Raw genomic sequence first — 15,802 nt, 5'->3', positions numbered from 1 at the left:
GAGCCGCACCAGCCGCCGGCGGTGGCCAGGGAGTTCCCGACGGCGTGGGCGCGCACGCCGGCGATGCGGGCGGCCCGCGTCGCGGCCCTCGAGGTCGGGATGAGACCACTCCTGGACGCGAATCTATCGCTGTCGGTGACAGGACTGGACGCCCTGGACGAGCTGCGGACCCCCGCGGTCTTCGTCTCGAACCACTCAAGCCATCTGGACGCTCCGCTGCTGTTGTGCACACTGCCGAGGAAGCTGCGGGACCACACGGCCGTGGCCGCGGCCGCCGACTACTTCTTCGGCAGTTGGTGGCGGGGCCTGGGTACGGCTTTCCTGTTCGCGACCGTGCCGATCGAGCGCCGCGGGGGCGCCGCCTCGACAGCGCCCGCGGACCTGCTCGCGGACGGCTGGAATCTGGTGATCTTCCCGGAGGGGACGAGGTCGAAGGACGGCCAGCTCGCCCGCTTCCGGTTCGGTGCGGCCCATCTGGCGATCACCTGTGGGGTTCCGGTGGTACCGGTCGCGATTCGCGGCAGCTTCGCCGCGATGCCGCGTGGCCGTGGCTGGACCCGCCCGGGCAGGCCGGGGGTATCGGTCCGCTTCGGTCGGCCGATGTACCCGACAACCGATCCGGCAACCGAGGACCTCCGCACCTTCACCGGCAGGATCTTCGCCGAGGTCTCCCGGCTGCTGGCCGAGGACACGACCTCGTGGTGGGAATCGCTGCGTGCGGCGCCCGCCAGCGCTCCGCCTCCCCGGTCCGCGCGCACAGCCCACTGGCGCCGGGTCTGGGCGTCGACAGAACCGGTCGGACACAGCCGGACGATCTCTCCCTGGGACCGGCCCGGCCTGCCATCCCAGCACTCCGGCGGATCGTGAGAAGAATCACAGTGGCCTCACATTGTGGATAACCCTGTAGACAGTGCGGTGCGTATCTCCCGATAGCCTGGGGATCTCCTGTGGGGAGAGACGCACCCGCCTGTGGCAGGCGATGTCAAGAGTTGATTCCAGATCCCTCAGGCCCGTCACTGGGTTCATGGACCTGCGCAGTCGGCCCCGCCGCTCCAGCCAGAAGCAGCACTCGAGCCACCAACAGCACCTCTCGAACCCGGGCGTCGACGCCTTCCGGGCGAACCGGCCTACCGGTCTGCCCCCGAGCGTCGCCCGGGTGGCCGACCGCACCCGCCTGTCGGCCGAACTACTCGCGGCCATCCTCGAGGTGGCGGACCGTACCCGGGTGTCCCTGGACGACATCGAGCTCGCGGACGCGCTCGCCGACCGGCTGCTCGCCCGCCGCCGCGACCGGCTGCGCCTCGCGGCCTCCGCCTGACTCGCGGCCTCCGCCTGAGCCGCAGCCTCCCCACGGCACACGGCCGGTGACGATCGTGGTGCGGTGGGCCGTCCACAGGCGGCGGGCCGACGTGCCTACTGTCCACAGGCGCCGGGCTTGGCGCTCCCCACCCCGGATGCGCCTTCTACAGTGGCCCGGTGACCCTGCCCTCGGTTCGAATCCTGCACAACGCCACGGACGTGCTCCGCCGCGTCTTCGGCTACGAGTCCTTCCGTGACGGCCAGCAGGAGATCATCGAGCACGTCGTCGCGGGTGGGGACGCGCTCGTCCTGATGCCGACCGGTGGCGGAAAGTCGCTGTGCTACCAGATCCCCGCGCTGGTCAGGCCGGGCACGGGTGTAGTCGTCTCGCCGCTCATCGCCCTGATGCAGAATCAGGTGGACGCGCTGCGCGCGCTCGGGGTGCAGGCGGGTTTCCTCAACTCCACCCAGCAGGCCGACGAGCGCCGGGCGGTGGAGGCCGCGTTCCTCGCCGGTGAGCTCGACCTGCTCTACCTGGCCCCGGAACGGCTGCGTGTCCGCGCCACGACGGAGCTGCTCGACCAGGGCGAGATCGCGCTGTTCGCGATCGACGAGGCGCACTGCGTCGCCCAGTGGGGGCACGACTTTCGGCCCGACTACCTGCTGCTCTCCGAGCTGCGCCAGCACTGGCCGGAGGTGCCCCGGGTGGCGCTGACCGCCACGGCCACCCCGGCGACGCACCAGGAGATCATGGCCCGGCTCGGGCTGGAGAACGCCCGGCACCTCGTCGCCGACTTCGACCGCCCGAACATCCAGTACCGCATCGTGGCGAAGAACGACCCGAAGGCGCAGCTCCTGGAGCTCCTGCGCACCGAGCACCCCGGCGACGCCGGCATCGTCTACTGCCTGTCGCGCTCCTCCGTCGAGAAGATCGCGGACTTCCTGGTCACGAATGGGATCGCCGCGCTGCCGTACCACGCCGGTCTCGACGCGCGCACCCGCGCCGAGCACCAAGCCCGCTTCCTGCGTGAGGACGGGCTCGTCATGGTCGCGACGATCGCGTTCGGGATGGGCATCGACAAGCCCGATGTCCGCTTCGTCGCCCATCTCGACCTGCCCAAGTCGGTCGAGGGCTACTACCAGGAGACCGGCCGGGCCGGGCGTGACGGGTTGCGCTCGACCGCCTGGCTCGCCTACGGCCTGCAGGACGTCGTCCAGCTCCGCCGGCTCATCGACGGCTCGGAGGGGGACGCGGCGCACCGCCGCCGGCTGAGCTCCCACCTGGACGCGATGCTCGCGCTGTGCGAGACGGTGGAGTGCCGCCGGGTGGGGCTCCTCGCCTACTTCGGGCAGGAGAACACGGCCGCCTGCGGCAACTGCGACACATGCCTACAGCCCCAGCAGACCTGGGATGCCACCGTCCCCGCCCAGAAGCTGCTCTCTGCGGTGCTGCGCCTGCAGCGGGAACGCCGGCAGAAGTTCGGCGCGGGCCACATCGTCGACATCCTGTTGGGCAGACGCACCCCCAAGGTCGGCCAGCACGGGCACGACTCCCTCACGGTCTTCGGGATCGGCACCGAGCTAAGCGAGGCCGAGTGGCGAGGTGTCGTCCGCCAGCTCCTGGCGCAGGGGCTGCTGGCCGTCGAGGGTGAGCACGGCACGCTCGTGCCCACCGACGAGAGCGCGGAGGTCCTGCGCAAGCAGCGGACGGTAGCGATGCGGCGCGAGCCGAAACGCCTGTCCAGGAGTGCCGCGGCCGCCCCGGGGAAGGCCCGCCGCGCCGCGCCGGCCGACCTCCCTGAGGAGGCGGTGCCGGTCTTCGAGCGGCTCCGGGCCTGGCGGGGCGCGACCGCCAAGGAACAAGGCGTGCCCGCCTATGTGATCTTCCACGACGCCACGCTGCGCGAGATCGCCGCCCGCGTGCCGTCCTCGCTCGCCGCGCTTGCGGAGGTGAACGGCGTGGGCGAGAACAAACTGGCCAAGTACGGCCAGCAGATCCTTGACGCTCTCGCTCAGGCCGACAGCGGTGCCGAGACCGATGGCCCCCCGCACTCCGATTGCGGGCGCTCGGTTTCCGGCCCGTAAAGGGGCCGTCCGATGTCGCGGTGCTCGGCATGACCAGCGCCACCGCCGACCGGGCCGACCCCGCCCGCCTCGCCGGACTCGTCCGCGGCCAGTGGGGCATTGAGTCCCTGCAATGGCTGGGCTACGCAACCTCGCGGCCAGTGCCCTCCATCGTGCTGCCCCAAGCCTCTTACTTGGTGAGTTGTCGCGTTGACTGCGGCTGGCTCAGTGCCACGCCGCACGGGCCAGCGCCACGCCGATGACGGCGGCGCCGACTGCGGCCAGCACGCTACCTATGACGTTCGCCACGGCGAGCAGTCGGGCGCCGTCCTGCGCGAGCCGCACCGTCTCGTAGGAAAACGTCGAGTAGGTGCTCAACGCCCCGCACAGTCCGGTACCGACCAGCAGCGCCACCCGGGATGACGCCGCCCCCGCGCTCACCGCCCCGGTGACCACACCGAGGACACCACTGGCGATTACGTTCACGGTGAACGTCCCCCACGGGAACACCGTGTCGTGGCGGGTCTGAACCGCCCGGTCGGTCAGGTACCGCACCGGCGCGCCGACCATCGCACCCAGGATCACCAGCAGCCAGCTCACCGGCCCGCCTTGCGGCCGACATAGCCGATGGCATAAAGGATGACCTCGACCGAGGCCCAGACCGCGCCGAGCGCGCTCACCATGGTCAGCGCGAGATATGCCAACGCCGTACCAGCGTGTCCGCCGTTCACGAGCCGTTCGGCGTCGACCGCATAGGTGGAGAACGTCGTGAACCCGCCCAGGACGCCGGTGCCGACGAACGGCCGTACCAGCGGATGCGCCGTACGTACCTCGGTGATCACTACCATCAGCACGCCGATCAACGCGCAGCCGGCGGTGTTCACCGCCAGCATGGCCCACGGGAACGCGCCGGGCGGGGTGGGCCAGCGCAGCATCACGCCGTAACGGGTGCACGCCCCCAGCGCACCACCGACAGCGATCACCGCTAGCAGCGGCGCAGGGGCCGCGGGCCGGCGCTGCGCGGGGATGTGCAGATCGACATCGGGATCGGTCGGCTCGCCGACCATGCGCACCCTCCCTACCTGCGCGACAACGGCAGTAGCCAGCATGACTGACTACCTGGCGCGGTCAGGTCGGCCGGGGGGCGTAGGCGTAGTGCGTCCTACCGTGCGGGGTGACGCAGTGTGGGTCGGGTTGTCCGGGTGCGCGCTGGGTGTCGGTGGCCAGGTGGTCGACCTGGAGGGTGGTGTGGTCGATGTGATGATCATCGCGCAGCCAGGTGTCCAGGTCGCGGCGGACGGCGTGGCAGTCGGCGTCGGGGTGCACCAGGACGTGCGCGGACAGCGCGGGTTCGCTGGAGGTGATCTGCCAGATGTGGAGGTCGTGGACTTCGCTGACACCGGGCCGGCGGGCCATCGCGGCACCGATGCCGTCCGGGTCGAGCCCGTCCGGCGCAGCCTCGAGGAAGATCCGTCCGGAGGCGCGCAGCAGGCCGACACCGGCTTTCATCATGAGGATGACGACGACGACCGAGGCGATGGAGTCGGCCCGGTTCCATCCGGTGATGATTATGATCACGCCCGCTATCACGGTCGCGACGAACGCATAGAGATCGGTGAGGATGTGCTGGAAGGTGCCTTCGACGTTCAGGCTTGCCCGGTTGGCTCGACTGATCGCCGCGGTTGCGGCAATGTTGACGGCCACCCCGACCAGCGCGGTGCTCAGGACGAGCCCACCGGCCACCGGGCCCGGTGACACCAGCCGTGCGACAGCCTCGTAACCGAGCCAGCCGGCGAGCAGGAGCAGCGTGAGACCGTTGGCTTGAGCGGAGAGAATCTCCACCCGACGCAGGCCGAACGTGTAGGGGCCGCCGGCGGGCCGGGCCGCTATCCGCAGCGCCGCCAGTGCCAGCACGATCGACGCCGCGTCGGTGAGCATATGGGCTGCATCCGACAGCAGCGCCAGCGAGTGCGCGAGCAGGCCGACGACAACCTCGCCGACGAGGTAGACGCCGATGAGACCAAGAGCGATCGTCAACCAGCGTCGGTCGGCGTCCACTGTCACGCCGTGCGTATGACCTGCATGGCCATCCTTCTCGTGGCCAGCCACCCCATGGCCATCCGCCCCATGAGCATGACTCATTCCGGGGTCACCCACCGCCGACCTTCCCTTCCCTCATTCTCCTTTCCACCATATCGCTCGTCCTCCCCCTGACGTATTGTTTTTCGAACGGATGCCCAGTCGGTGCTTAACGGAAATGACTGTCGGAACCGAAGTCGGTTTCGTTCCCGTGAATTCCGCTCGCGATCTATTCGATCTTCTGGGTATCGATTCTCTGGTGCTCGATTCTTTGCTGTTGGACGCAATTGTGCGCCGAGGGTCGGCGCCACCGAGTCGGCCGGCGGGTAGAGCGCAGCGGATGTGGATAACGTCGGTTTTTCCACAGTGCGTGGTCAAGGCTGGTGCGCAGCGTGTGGGAGGATCAGTCTGGCGTCATGGCTGAGAGGAGCCCATCATGGCGGTTATGGCGGTCGCGTACGAGGATCTTCCGATCCGTGCGGACGGGTTCACGGTTGATGATCTGGCGGAGTTGCCCGATGACGGCCGGCGTTACGAGCTGGTCGACGGGGTGCTGCTGGTGAGTCCCGCTCCCCGTTGGGAACACCAGCGTGCGTGCCTGGAACTTGCGGTTGCGCTTCGGAGTGCCTGTCCCGACGATCGGGTGGTTTTCGCACCCACTCCGGATGTGCGCAGGGGGCAACGGACGAGCGTTCAGCCGGACGTGTGCGTGGTCGCTCGGGCGGATCTAGTCCGCGGGGAGCGTTACCTGGCTGTGCCGCTGCTGGTCGTCGAGGTGCTCTCCCCCAGCAGCGTGGGCATCGACCGGCTGCTCAAACGCGACGTCTACGCCCGTCTCGGTGTCGGCCACTACTGGATCGTCGACCCCGACAAGCCCTCAATCACCACGCTGAGGCTCCGCGACGGCGAATACGTCGAAGTCGCGACCGTGCACGGCGAGGCGATCATGACCGTGACCGACCCGTTCCCGCTGACCGTCAGCCCCTCCCAACTCGTCCTGCCCTGACAACCCGCGCGCGGGCGGTGGAACGGCCCGCGCTATACCCCTGGGGGTATCATCGACGATGTTGAATCATCCGTCGAGGGAGTTCACCGACATGCGATACGACCGGACTGTTCGGGTTCGTGCACAGTTTGACGAGACGGTCGGACGGGTGCGCACAGCCCTGGCCGAACAGGGTTTCGGCGTGCTGACCGAGATCGACGTCCAGGGGACGCTCCGAGCCAAGTTGGGCCTGGAGATGGAGGAGTACCTGATCCTGGGAGCCTGCAATCCGCCGCTGGCACACCAGGCTCTGACCGCGGACCGTACGATCGGCCTGCTTCTGCCGTGCAACGTAGTTGTACGCCGGGACGGGGCTGAGACTGTGGTGCAGGCGCTGGATCCGCAGACGATGGTGGGTCTGACCGGGCTCGAGGAGATCAAACCCGTGGCTGACGAGGCCGCCGCGCGCCTCGACGCCGTCCTCGGGTCCCTCGAATAAGAGCGACCGGCAATTGGGACGTGGCGTCGCGGACGGCGCCGGGCTCGTCAGGCCAGAGCGAGGAAGAGCTTCTCCAGCTCTTCCTCGGTCAGCGGCGGTTTGTTGTTCGTGCCCTCGGCGGCCAGGCACTCCCGCATCCCACTGGCCACAATCTTGAATCCGGCCCGGTCCAGAGCGCGGGAGACCGCGGCGAGTTGGGTGACGACGTCCTTGCAGTCACGCCCGGCCTCGATCATGGCGATCACGCCGGCGAGCTGCCCCTGGGCGCGGCGCAACCGGTTGAGCACCAGGCTCATCGACTCGCTGTCGGCCTCCACCGGCCACCTCCTGATCCGAGCAGCTGATCCGAACCGCTGCTTCCAAGCAGCTGCCATGGTACCCCTTGGGGTATATGCGGCGGCTATTGCTCTCCAGAAGCCCCTCTCAGTCGTGTGAGAAGCGGATATCGGGCAGGATCCGTCGCAGCCATGCCGGGCTCCACCACGCGGCGCTCCCGGTCAGCCGGAGCAGGACGGGCAGCAGAACGAGGCGGACGAGGAACGCGTCGAGCAGGACCGCCGTGCCCAGCACGATGCCCATCTCCTTGGGTGGCAGCGGCTTGGCCAGGGCGAAGGTGAAGAAGACCGCGACCATGACGGCGGCGGCGGCGAAGATGACCCGCCCGGAACTGCCGAGAGCTCCCACCACAGCCCGTCGGGCATCGCCGGTGCGCTCGAAGTGTTCCTTGGCCGCGGAGAGCAGGAAGACGGTGTAGTCCATCGCGATTGCGAAGATCATTGCGAAGAAGAACACCGGCCCCCAGCCATCCAGGAAACCCTGAGAGGTGAAGCCGAGCACGCTCGTGCCGTGGCCGTCCTGGAAGACGAGTGTGGCGACGCCGAACGCGGCCCCGGTGGCAAGGAGGCTGGTGAGCGTACCGAGTGCGGCGACCAACGGCGCGGCCAGGGCGACCAGCAGGAGCAGGAACCCCAGCGCCAGGATGACACCGATGACCAACGGCGCCCTGGCATCGAGAACGTCCTTGAGGTCCAGGTTTTCCACCGCAGCACCGCCCACCAGCGCGTCGTCGGGAAGGGCCGCGCGCAGGGCGTCGACGGTGCGCGAGAGGGCACGGTTGGACGGATCCATCGACGGCATGGCCTGGATCAGCTCCAGCCCCGAACCGTCACGAGCGGGCACGGCCGGCAGTACCGCGGCGATCCCGTCGGTTCGGTGCAGACGGTCGATGGTGGCGTCGGCCTGGGCGGTCGGTGTGATGATCTGGAGCATGCCCGGAGCGCCGGCACCGAACGCCTTCTGCACGATCTCGTAGCCCTCACGGGAGCTGTCCTGTGCGGGCACGACGGTGATGGACGGCATCGCGGTCCTCAGCCCGGCCACCGGAATGGCCAGTGCGACCAGGATGGCAAGCCCGAGTGCTCCCCAGCGCAGCGGTTGGCGCAGGAGTCGTTCGCCCCAGGCGGTGAACCGTGGGGAGGTCTGCTGATCGGTGCGCACCCACGGTAGCGCCAACCCGTTGACCCGGGGACCGAGCGTGCCCAGTACCGCGGGCAGCAGGGTAAGCGTCGCGGCGAGCACGAACACGACCGACAGCATGATGCCGACCGCCATGGTGCGCATCGCCGGCGAGGGGACAAGTGTCACCGCGGACAGGCTCACCAGCACCGTGATACCGGACAGCAGCACCGCCTTTCCCGCGGTGTCCATCGTCTCGACCACCGCTCGGTGTCGGTCGCCGGTTCGGGCCAGGCCAGCGCGGAATCGGATGACGAGGAAGAGCGCATAGTCGATCCCCAGCGCGAGCGCGAACATCAACGCGAAGTCCATCGCCCAGATCGAGATCGACGCGACATGTGTGATCAGAACCAGTGAGCCTACGGCTGCGACCAGGCCGGCCATGGTCAACAGCAGGGGCAGCCCGGCCGCCACGAGCGAACCAAAGGCGATCACCATGACGGCCAGCGTCACCGGCCAGGACAGCACCTCGGCGCGGATCATCGCGCTCAGGTTGGCGGCGTTGAAGTCGCTCCACATCGTCGACGAGCCCGTCGCGCGCACGGTGACGCCGTTACCGGACAGCGCTCGCAGCGGGTCTTTCACTGCCTCAGCCGCGCGCACCATGTCGTCCGTGCCGGCACCCGCACCGCCCAGCAGGATCGCGGTGTGGCCGTCCTGGCTGATGCTCACGCCGGGCTGAGGTGGTATTACCTCCGAGATACGGCGGTCGTTGTGGAGTATCCCGGTGGCCTGCTCGATGACCGTCTGCACGGACGGATCGGTGACGGGCCGGTCGGCGGTGATGACCACCTGTAGCGCGGATGATGCGTTGCCGCCGAAGTGTTCACGGGCGAGTTCGCGGACCGTGACCGACTCCGACCCGTTGGCCTGCCAACCCGCACCAGACAGCACGGACGTCACCTGGGGCGCACATGCCCCGAGGACGGCAACCAGTATCAGCCACCCGACGGCGACCGTCCGAAAGTGGGTGGCGGTCCATCCGCCCAGACGGCCGAGCGGCCCTGGGCGGCCCGCAGCTGGACTGACCTCAGCTGGACTGACCTCGGGTGCCGGGACCTGTTCGTCCTGCTGGGTTTTTCCAGCAAACGTCGTCATGCCATTCCTCCTCGCAGCGATACCCCCTGGGGTACTCGCGAAGCCGCAACGATACCCCCATGGGTATCTTTGTGCGAAGGGGAGCGGCTCGTTCTCAGGTGATGGGCGCCGGGTGCGGGTGATGGCCGTGACCATGGTGCTGATGGTGACCGGACGGGTGTGTCGGGTCGTCGGGGTGGTCGTGCGGGGTCTGCGGCGCGCCGACCCGATGTTCGAAACCGGGCAGCGCCACCCGGTACAGGCAGGTGTCGCAGTTCATCCGGATGTCGCCGTCGAGCGCCTCGTGAAAGCGTTCGAGCACCAGGTCGACCAGGCCGTCGTGGTCACCGAGCAGGCCCGCGCAGCGCAGGTCGACGGTGGGATTCCGCGCAGCCCAGCCGCGAGCCTGGGCGATCACACGGTCCGGGAGCACGCCGGTGAACAGGAAGTACGGCGCCACCACGATCCGGGACGCGCCGAGGCGGGCGCAGCGGTCGAGGCCGGCCGGAACCCCCGGTTCGGCCAGGCTGATGAACGCAGGTTCCACGCCGGCGAAGCCACGTCCCTCCCACAGCAGGCGGGCGACCTTGGCGACCTCGGCGTTGGCATCGGGATCGGTGGATCCGCGGCTGACCAGCAGCACGGTTGTCTGCGCGCGTTCAGCGCGGGAGCAGACCGTCGCGATCCGCTCGTCGAGCGCCGCCAGCAGCGTCGGATGCGGGCCCAACGGCCGTCCGTAGGTGTAGTCAAGGCCGGGATGGCGGGCGCGTTCGCGGGCGAGCGCAGCCGGGATGTCACCCTTGGCGTGCCCGGCGGCCACCAGGGTCAGCGGCACCACCGCGAGCCGGTGACGCCCGGCGGCGACGAACCGGGCGACCACATCGGCCACCGGCGGCCGTGACAGCTCGATGAAGCCGCCGTCCACCGGCGTCCCGCCGGCCCGGGTGCGGACCAGGTCGACGAAGGTCTGAAACTGCGACACCCCGCCAGCGCTGCGCGTCCCGTGCCCGACGATCAGCAGCGCCGGTTCCGGTCGGCCCGGTCGCGAGTCCCCATCCGTCACGACTGCAACCCCTTATACAACAGCGTGTCATACAACAGCGCGTTCAGCGCCGCGGCGGCGACTGCCGCCCCGCCCCTCTCCGACCGGTTCGAGATGGCCGGCAGACCGGCGGCGCGCAACGCGTCCTTGGCCTCGACCGCTCCGACGAAACCGACGGGCAGGCCGATCACCAGCGCGGGCCGGGCGACGTCGGCCACCCTCAGCAGCCGTTCCAGGGCGGTCGGCGCGCATCCGATCACCCACACGGCACCCGGCCCCACCTCGTCGAGGGCGAGTCCGACGGCCGCGGCGGACCGCGTGAGCCCGGCGCGGGCCGCGTCGCCGGCATTCACGTCACCGAGTCGGCACACCACGTTCCCAGTGGTGATCCCAGCGGCCGTCATGCGTACGTCGACGACGATCGGTGCACCAGCGGCCAACGCGTCGACGGCGCCACACAGAGCAGCCTCGTCGCAGACCAGGTCGGTGGCGTAGGCGATGTCGGCGCTGGCATGGACGACCCGTTCGACGACCGCGCGGGTCCACGGCGCCAACGCCGCGGTGTCCAGGCCGGTCGCGGCGAGGCGCGTCCGCGCGATGTCGTATGACCGCCGTTCGATCGGATGCGCCACCCGCTTCATCGTCCGACCGCCGGTGACCCCGAGTCGCTCAGCGGCCCCGAAAAGATCACGGCGTCGATCGCGTCGACCGGGCAGATCTCCGCGCACTCTCCGCAGCCGGTACAGCGGTCGGTGCGGATGACCGGTGCCCGGCCACCGCCGGGACGGGGCGGCCCAGGGCGCACCGCGTGTTCGGGACAGGTGACCAGGCAGGCACCACATCCCGCGCATCCCTGCGCATCAACCCGGTAGATCAGCTCCATCGGTAGCCCCTCGGCGTGACGATGCGACCCGCGACGACACGGGTCTGGGTGCTGCCGACCACGACCGTCGTGGTCATGCCGACACGATCCAGACCGCTGGCCGTGGCACTGCTGGCCGTGGCGTCGGCCAGGTCCGCGATGGTGGTGAGGCTGACCTGCTGACCGGGGCGGAAGGCCTCGGTGACGATCCCGACCGGAGTCGAGGGCGGTCGGTGGACGGCCAGCAGCTCCAGTGCGCGCGGCAGCTGCCAGGTCCGGGTCCGGCTCCGCGGGTTGTAGAAGGCGACGACGAGATCGGCTTCGGCTGCCGCGGTGACCCGCCGTTCGATCACATCCCAGGGTGTGTGCAGATCCGACAGGCTAATCATCGCGTGGTCGTGGCCGAGCGGCGCACCGAGCAGCGCCGCGGCGGACAGCGCCGCTGTCACCCCGGGTACCCCCACCACGTCGAAGGAGTTGTCGGCCCGCTCCAGGGTGGGGCTGCCCATCGCATACACCCCGGCATCCCCACTGCCGATCAGAGCGACCGCATGGCCGGCGCGGGCCGCCTCGACCGCCACGGCGGCCCGTGCCTCCTCCGAGCCCAGACCGCTGGCCAGCACCTGCGTGCCTGGTCGGATCAGGTCGGCGACGGAGTCGACGTACTGGTCCAGGCCGACGATCACGCTGGCTCGGGCGAGTTCGCGCGCAGCATACGGGGTGAGCAGGTCCCGGTCCCCCGGGCCGAGGCCGACGATCGCCAGCCGGCCGCGGGGACGATGGCGGGCCACCGCCACGGTCGCATGTGCGCTCGCCCGCTTGGACACGACCAGCTCGGCACTGTCAGTCGCAGCGCCGTCGGCGCCCAGCAGGCTCGCCGCCTCGGCGACACTCGGCGTGCCGACGGCGGCCCGGACCACCTCGGAGGGATGCGGCACGTCGACGGTCGCGAGTAGCGCGGCCGGGTGGAACACCAGCGGCCAGCCCCGGGTGCGGGCTGCCGCGACGATGCCGGCCTCGTCCCGTTTGGCCTCAACCGTGGCGAGGTGGCGCACGGCCAGCGGCGACAGGCCCGCATCGGCCAGTGCGCGATCGACGAGGTCGAGGATCTCCTGTTCGGGCGCGCCGCGGCTCGCGCCGACTCCGACGATCAGGCTCGGCGGCCGATAAACAACCGTCCGACCGGTGATCACAGGGTCTGTGATCACGCGATCGGTGATGATGATGGATGGTGCGCTGTCGGGCTGATCGTCGCGTCGGGTCCACAGCGGTGTGCCGAGTTGGCGAACCGTCGCCGGTAGCGGTGGCAGCGGCCAGGTGGCGTCGGCGTACATCGTCACGGGCTCACCGGAGAGCACCGCCGCGCCCACCGTCGCCAGGCGTGAGCCCGGTTCGACCCGTAGCCCCACATCGGCGCCGAACGAGTCGAGTCCTGTCGAGCCCGATGCGTCGCTGGCGGTGGTCACAACGGCGGTCGCGCCCAGCGCGGTGGCGACACGTCCGGCGAGCGCGTTGGCGCCACCGCTGTGCCCGCCGACCAGGGCGACCGCCCACCGTCGGGCCTCGTCCACGCAGACCACGCCCGGGTCGTTGTCCTTGTCGGTGAGCAGACCAGCCGCGAGCAGCCGCACTGTCGCGCCGGTGGCGAGAAAGCACACGACGCCGGCGCACTCGGTGACCGCGGCGGCGAGCGCGTCGCGGACCGTGCCAGGGTAGATCCGGGCGTCCGGCCAGACCCGGGCGAGCTCCGCCGCGCCAGCGCGTCCAGCCGCGGTCACGGCCACCAGCCCGACACCGTGGCGACCGGCACCTTCGCGATCATCATCCCGGCTAGCGTGGATCATGCTGGTTCCCAGTGTGTGCTCCCCACAACAGGACGACCGGGTTGGTCGCCGCGAGCCGTAGCGCACCGTCGGGTAACGGTCGTAGTCGGGCTGCGGCGAGCTGAGTGCCGGCGACGTCGAGACCGGCGCAGACCAGCGCATCCCAGCTGGGTCGAACCCGGTCGAGGGCGGCCAGGGCGACGACCACGATCCGCCGGGCCCGCCGGGCGCAGGCCCCGACCACCTCCGGTCCGCCGCCGCCGACGAACACCGCGTCGGGTGTGGGCAGCTCGGTGAGCGCGTCCGGGGCGGCGCCCCGGACGACCTCGACGGACACCCGGTGCGCGTGCGCGTTCGCCCGGGTGCGTGCGCAGGCATCCGTATCGTGGTCGACGGCTATGGCCCCCGCGCCGAGACGGGCGCATTCCACCGCAACCGATCCGCTGCCGGCACCGACGTCCCAGATGAGATCGCCGGGTCCGGGGCCGAGGTGGGCCAGCGCCACCGCCCGCACCTCGGCCTTGCTGATCATCGAGTCGCGATGGGTGAACGCGGCCTCGGGCAACGCCCAGCCCGGTGGTGACGCCCGGCGCGGAAAGATCCATCCAGCCGAGTCGTGATCTTCGGTCGTGGGTCGGTCCGGCGTGACCCGGTCGGTGCCATGGACGTTGGTGTCATGGACGTTGGTGTCCACCACGATGACCACGTTCGGATCTCGCCAGTCGCGACGTGCCGCGGCCTGCGGTGGCGTGCACCAGGTGGTCCGTTCGGTGGGCATCCCGAGATCCTCGGCGACGAACATCCGGCGCGGCAGCGCCGTCAGCGCGGCGCCGAGCATGGCCGGGTCGCCGCCCGGTCCGGTCAGCACGGCCACGCATGGATGGGCGCGGCAGGCGTTGACGGCCCGGTCCAGGCGGCGACCGTGCGCGCTGAGTACCAGGGCGTCGTCCCACGGCAGCCCGGCACGCGCGAAGGCGAGGGTGACCGAGGATGTCGCGGGCAGCACCTCGATGTCGAGACGGAGCCGGCGCAGTGCCCGGACGATGCCGAAGAACCCCGGGTCACCGCTGGCCAGGACCACCGCCGGGCCACCGTCGGCGGCCAGGTGGGCACTCAGTTCAGACAGGCCCGCCGCGACGTTACCAAGGGTGATCGTCGCCACTCCCGTGGCCAGAAGTGGCGCGACCGCATCGAGATGGCGACGCCCGCCGACCACCACCGAGGCGGTGCTCAACGCGTGGACCGCGGCGGCGGTGAGCGGACGCCCGTCCCAGCCGATCACCGTCACCCGATTCACCGTCACCCGATTCACCGTCACCCGATTCATGGTGTCGACCTGCATGGCCCGACCCATGTCTGTTCCGTCGCGGCGACGCAGGACATCCCGGTGAAGTCGACCATGGCGACCCGGGCCCGCAGACGTCCCTCGGTGAACCGGACGAGAACGCCCGCGACCCGGGCACAGAGCAGGTCGCCGGCTGCCCGCAGCAGGCCGGCGGTCTCCCACAGCTCATGGGCGTGGCGCGCGGTGTTGGCAACGGCGACCGCGGCCACCAGCGCCGCGTCGCCACCGGCGTCCGCGGTGATCCCGGCGAGCAGGTCCGGGGAGACCTTCGACCGGGTGTAGTGCGTCATCAGGATGCCCGCGGCCAGCTTGGTGAGCTTGCCGGCCATGCCGACGAAGACCACGTCGGTCATGCCCACCTCGACCGCGCGGCGCAGGGCCGCTCCGGTGAAGTCGCCGACCTCGACGAAGCACACCTCGGGCAGCGCCGGTAGCAGCCCGATGGCCGCCTTCTCGGTGCGCCCGCCGGTGGCGAGCACGACCGTGCACTGCTGCTGGGCGGCGGCGACCGCCACGGCCTGTTCCACCGAGGCCCGCCATGACGCGGTGGAGAAGGGCCGCACGATGCCGGCGGTGCCGAGGATCGAGATCCCGCCGATGATGCCCAGCCGGGCGTTGGTGGTCCGCCGCGCCATCCGCTCCCCATCCGGCACGCTGATCACCACCCGTAACCCGCGGGTGTCCAGGTCGACGACCTCCGCGACCGACCGTGTGATCATCGATCGGGGCACCGGGTTGATCGCCGCTTCGCCGACGGGCAGACCGAGACCGGGTTTCGTGACGACGCCGACGCCGGTTCCACCGTCGATCTCGATTCCGGTCCGCGTCCGCCAGGTCACCGTCGCGGTCAGGTGTGCGCCGTGGGTGACGTCCGGATCGTCCCCGGCGTCCTTGATCACGACGGCTTCGGCGGTTCGTCCGGCATCGACCACGCACCGCTCGACCGCAAAGGAGACCAGCCCGCCGGCTGGCAGGCTCACGGTGACCTCCCGCTGCACGATCCCGGAGACCAGGGCCGCGCTCGCGGCCTTCGCCGCGGCGGCCGAACACGTCCCGGTGGTCCATCCGGTGCGCAGCGCGTCCGGCCGGACCTTGGCGGTGCGCGGCAGATCAGGCTCACGCAACGGGACCAGCTGGGGAACCGGTTCATGGGGGTTCACGCCGGTTGCTCTCCGGCTTCCCGCGGACGGTCGTGGGCCCGGTCGTGGGCCC

The 15,802-nt window shown here is 70.3% G+C and carries 16 protein-coding genes; 5 read left to right on the top strand and 11 right to left on the bottom strand.

Annotated elements, in window-relative coordinates; all coding sequences use genetic code 11:
- The 3 genes from U9983_RS13920 to recQ form a co-directional block, all read left to right on the top strand.
- Nucleotides 1–867 (top strand): lysophospholipid acyltransferase family protein (locus U9983_RS13920; RefSeq protein WP_322754433.1); only part of this gene is annotated, 867 nt, incomplete at its 5' end.
- A gap of 157 nt (nucleotides 868–1,024) precedes the next feature.
- Complete coding sequence (locus U9983_RS13915) at nucleotides 1,025–1,318, top strand: hypothetical protein (RefSeq protein ID WP_322754432.1); 294 nt, start codon at nucleotides 1,025–1,027, stop codon at nucleotides 1,316–1,318.
- A gap of 158 nt (nucleotides 1,319–1,476) precedes the next feature.
- Nucleotides 1,477–3,384: a DNA helicase RecQ gene (recQ, locus tag U9983_RS13910; RefSeq protein WP_322754431.1), complete on the top strand. Its 1,908-nt coding sequence runs from the start codon at nucleotides 1,477–1,479 to the stop codon at nucleotides 3,382–3,384.
- 204 nt (nucleotides 3,385–3,588) lie between these two features.
- On the opposite strand, the gene U9983_RS13905 is transcribed toward recQ, so the two are convergent.
- Genes U9983_RS13905 through U9983_RS13895 form a run of 3 tightly spaced genes read right to left on the bottom strand, consistent with a single transcriptional unit; the run spans nucleotide 3,589 to nucleotide 5,505 of the window.
- Complete coding sequence (locus tag U9983_RS13905; RefSeq protein ID WP_322754430.1) at nucleotides 3,589–3,963, bottom strand: CrcB family protein; 375 nt, start codon at nucleotides 3,961–3,963, stop codon at nucleotides 3,589–3,591.
- Nucleotides 3,960–4,472 carry a CrcB family protein gene (locus U9983_RS13900; protein ID WP_322754429.1) on the bottom strand — a complete coding sequence of 171 codons (513 nt, stop codon included), beginning with the start codon at nucleotides 4,470–4,472 and terminating at the stop codon, nucleotides 3,960–3,962. The genes U9983_RS13905 and U9983_RS13900 overlap by 4 nt, the downstream gene beginning before the upstream one ends.
- Before the next feature lie 19 nt (nucleotides 4,473–4,491).
- Nucleotides 4,492–5,505: a cation diffusion facilitator family transporter gene (locus U9983_RS13895; protein WP_416211391.1), complete on the bottom strand. Its 1,014-nt coding sequence runs from the start codon at nucleotides 5,503–5,505 to the stop codon at nucleotides 4,492–4,494.
- A 373-nt stretch (nucleotides 5,506–5,878) separates the two neighbouring features.
- On the opposite strand from U9983_RS13895, the gene U9983_RS13890 reads away from it, so the two are divergent.
- On the top strand, nucleotides 5,879–6,448 hold the full coding sequence (locus tag U9983_RS13890; RefSeq protein WP_322754427.1) for a Uma2 family endonuclease: 570 nt from the start codon (nucleotides 5,879–5,881) through the stop codon (nucleotides 6,446–6,448).
- A 91-nt stretch (nucleotides 6,449–6,539) separates the two neighbouring features.
- Nucleotides 6,540–6,926, top strand: coding sequence for a DUF302 domain-containing protein (locus U9983_RS13885; protein WP_322754426.1), 387 nt, complete (start codon nucleotides 6,540–6,542; stop codon nucleotides 6,924–6,926).
- A gap of 47 nt (nucleotides 6,927–6,973) precedes the next feature.
- On the opposite strand, the gene U9983_RS13880 is transcribed toward U9983_RS13885, so the two are convergent.
- The 8 genes from U9983_RS13880 to U9983_RS13845 all read right to left on the bottom strand — a co-directional run bounded on the left by U9983_RS13880 (nucleotide 6,974) and on the right by U9983_RS13845 (nucleotide 15,750).
- Nucleotides 6,974–7,243: a metal-sensitive transcriptional regulator gene (locus U9983_RS13880; RefSeq protein ID WP_322754425.1), complete on the bottom strand. Its 270-nt coding sequence runs from the start codon at nucleotides 7,241–7,243 to the stop codon at nucleotides 6,974–6,976.
- Between the two features lie 106 nt (nucleotides 7,244–7,349).
- On the bottom strand, nucleotides 7,350–9,539 hold the full coding sequence (locus U9983_RS13875) for an MMPL family transporter (protein WP_322754424.1): 2,190 nt from the start codon (nucleotides 9,537–9,539) through the stop codon (nucleotides 7,350–7,352).
- Between the two features lie 94 nt (nucleotides 9,540–9,633).
- Entirely contained in the window at nucleotides 9,634–10,581 is a 948-nt protein-coding gene (locus U9983_RS13870; protein ID WP_322754423.1) for a sirohydrochlorin chelatase, read from the bottom strand.
- Complete coding sequence (locus U9983_RS13865) at nucleotides 10,578–11,201, bottom strand: precorrin-8X methylmutase (RefSeq protein WP_416211390.1); 624 nt, start codon at nucleotides 11,199–11,201, stop codon at nucleotides 10,578–10,580. Before U9983_RS13865 ends, U9983_RS13870 begins: the two co-directional genes overlap by 4 nt.
- Nucleotides 11,198–11,443, bottom strand: a complete 246-nt coding sequence (locus U9983_RS13860) for an ATP-binding protein (RefSeq protein WP_322754421.1) — start codon at nucleotides 11,441–11,443, stop codon at nucleotides 11,198–11,200. Before U9983_RS13860 ends, U9983_RS13865 begins: the two co-directional genes overlap by 4 nt.
- Nucleotides 11,434–13,266, bottom strand: a complete 1,833-nt coding sequence (gene cobJ, locus U9983_RS13855; protein ID WP_322754420.1) for a precorrin-3B C(17)-methyltransferase — start codon at nucleotides 13,264–13,266, stop codon at nucleotides 11,434–11,436. Before cobJ ends, U9983_RS13860 begins: the two co-directional genes overlap by 10 nt.
- The gene (cbiE, locus tag U9983_RS13850; protein WP_416211394.1) at nucleotides 13,253–14,572 is read right to left on the bottom strand and encodes a precorrin-6y C5,15-methyltransferase (decarboxylating) subunit CbiE; all 1,320 of its coding nucleotides are present in this window, start codon (nucleotides 14,570–14,572) and stop codon (nucleotides 13,253–13,255) included. The genes cobJ and cbiE overlap by 14 nt, the downstream gene beginning before the upstream one ends.
- Nucleotides 14,569–15,750 carry a cobalt-precorrin-5B (C(1))-methyltransferase gene (locus U9983_RS13845; RefSeq protein ID WP_416211393.1) on the bottom strand — a complete coding sequence of 394 codons (1,182 nt, stop codon included), beginning with the start codon at nucleotides 15,748–15,750 and terminating at the stop codon, nucleotides 14,569–14,571. The genes cbiE and U9983_RS13845 overlap by 4 nt, the downstream gene beginning before the upstream one ends.
- Nucleotides 15,751–15,802 lie beyond the last annotated feature (52 nt).

The organism is Protofrankia sp. Cas3 (genome assembly GCF_963555955.1).
In the GTDB taxonomy this organism is placed as follows: domain Bacteria; phylum Actinomycetota; class Actinomycetes; order Frankiales; family Frankiaceae; genus Protofrankia.
This window is presented reverse-complemented; position numbering and strand designations above follow the sequence as displayed.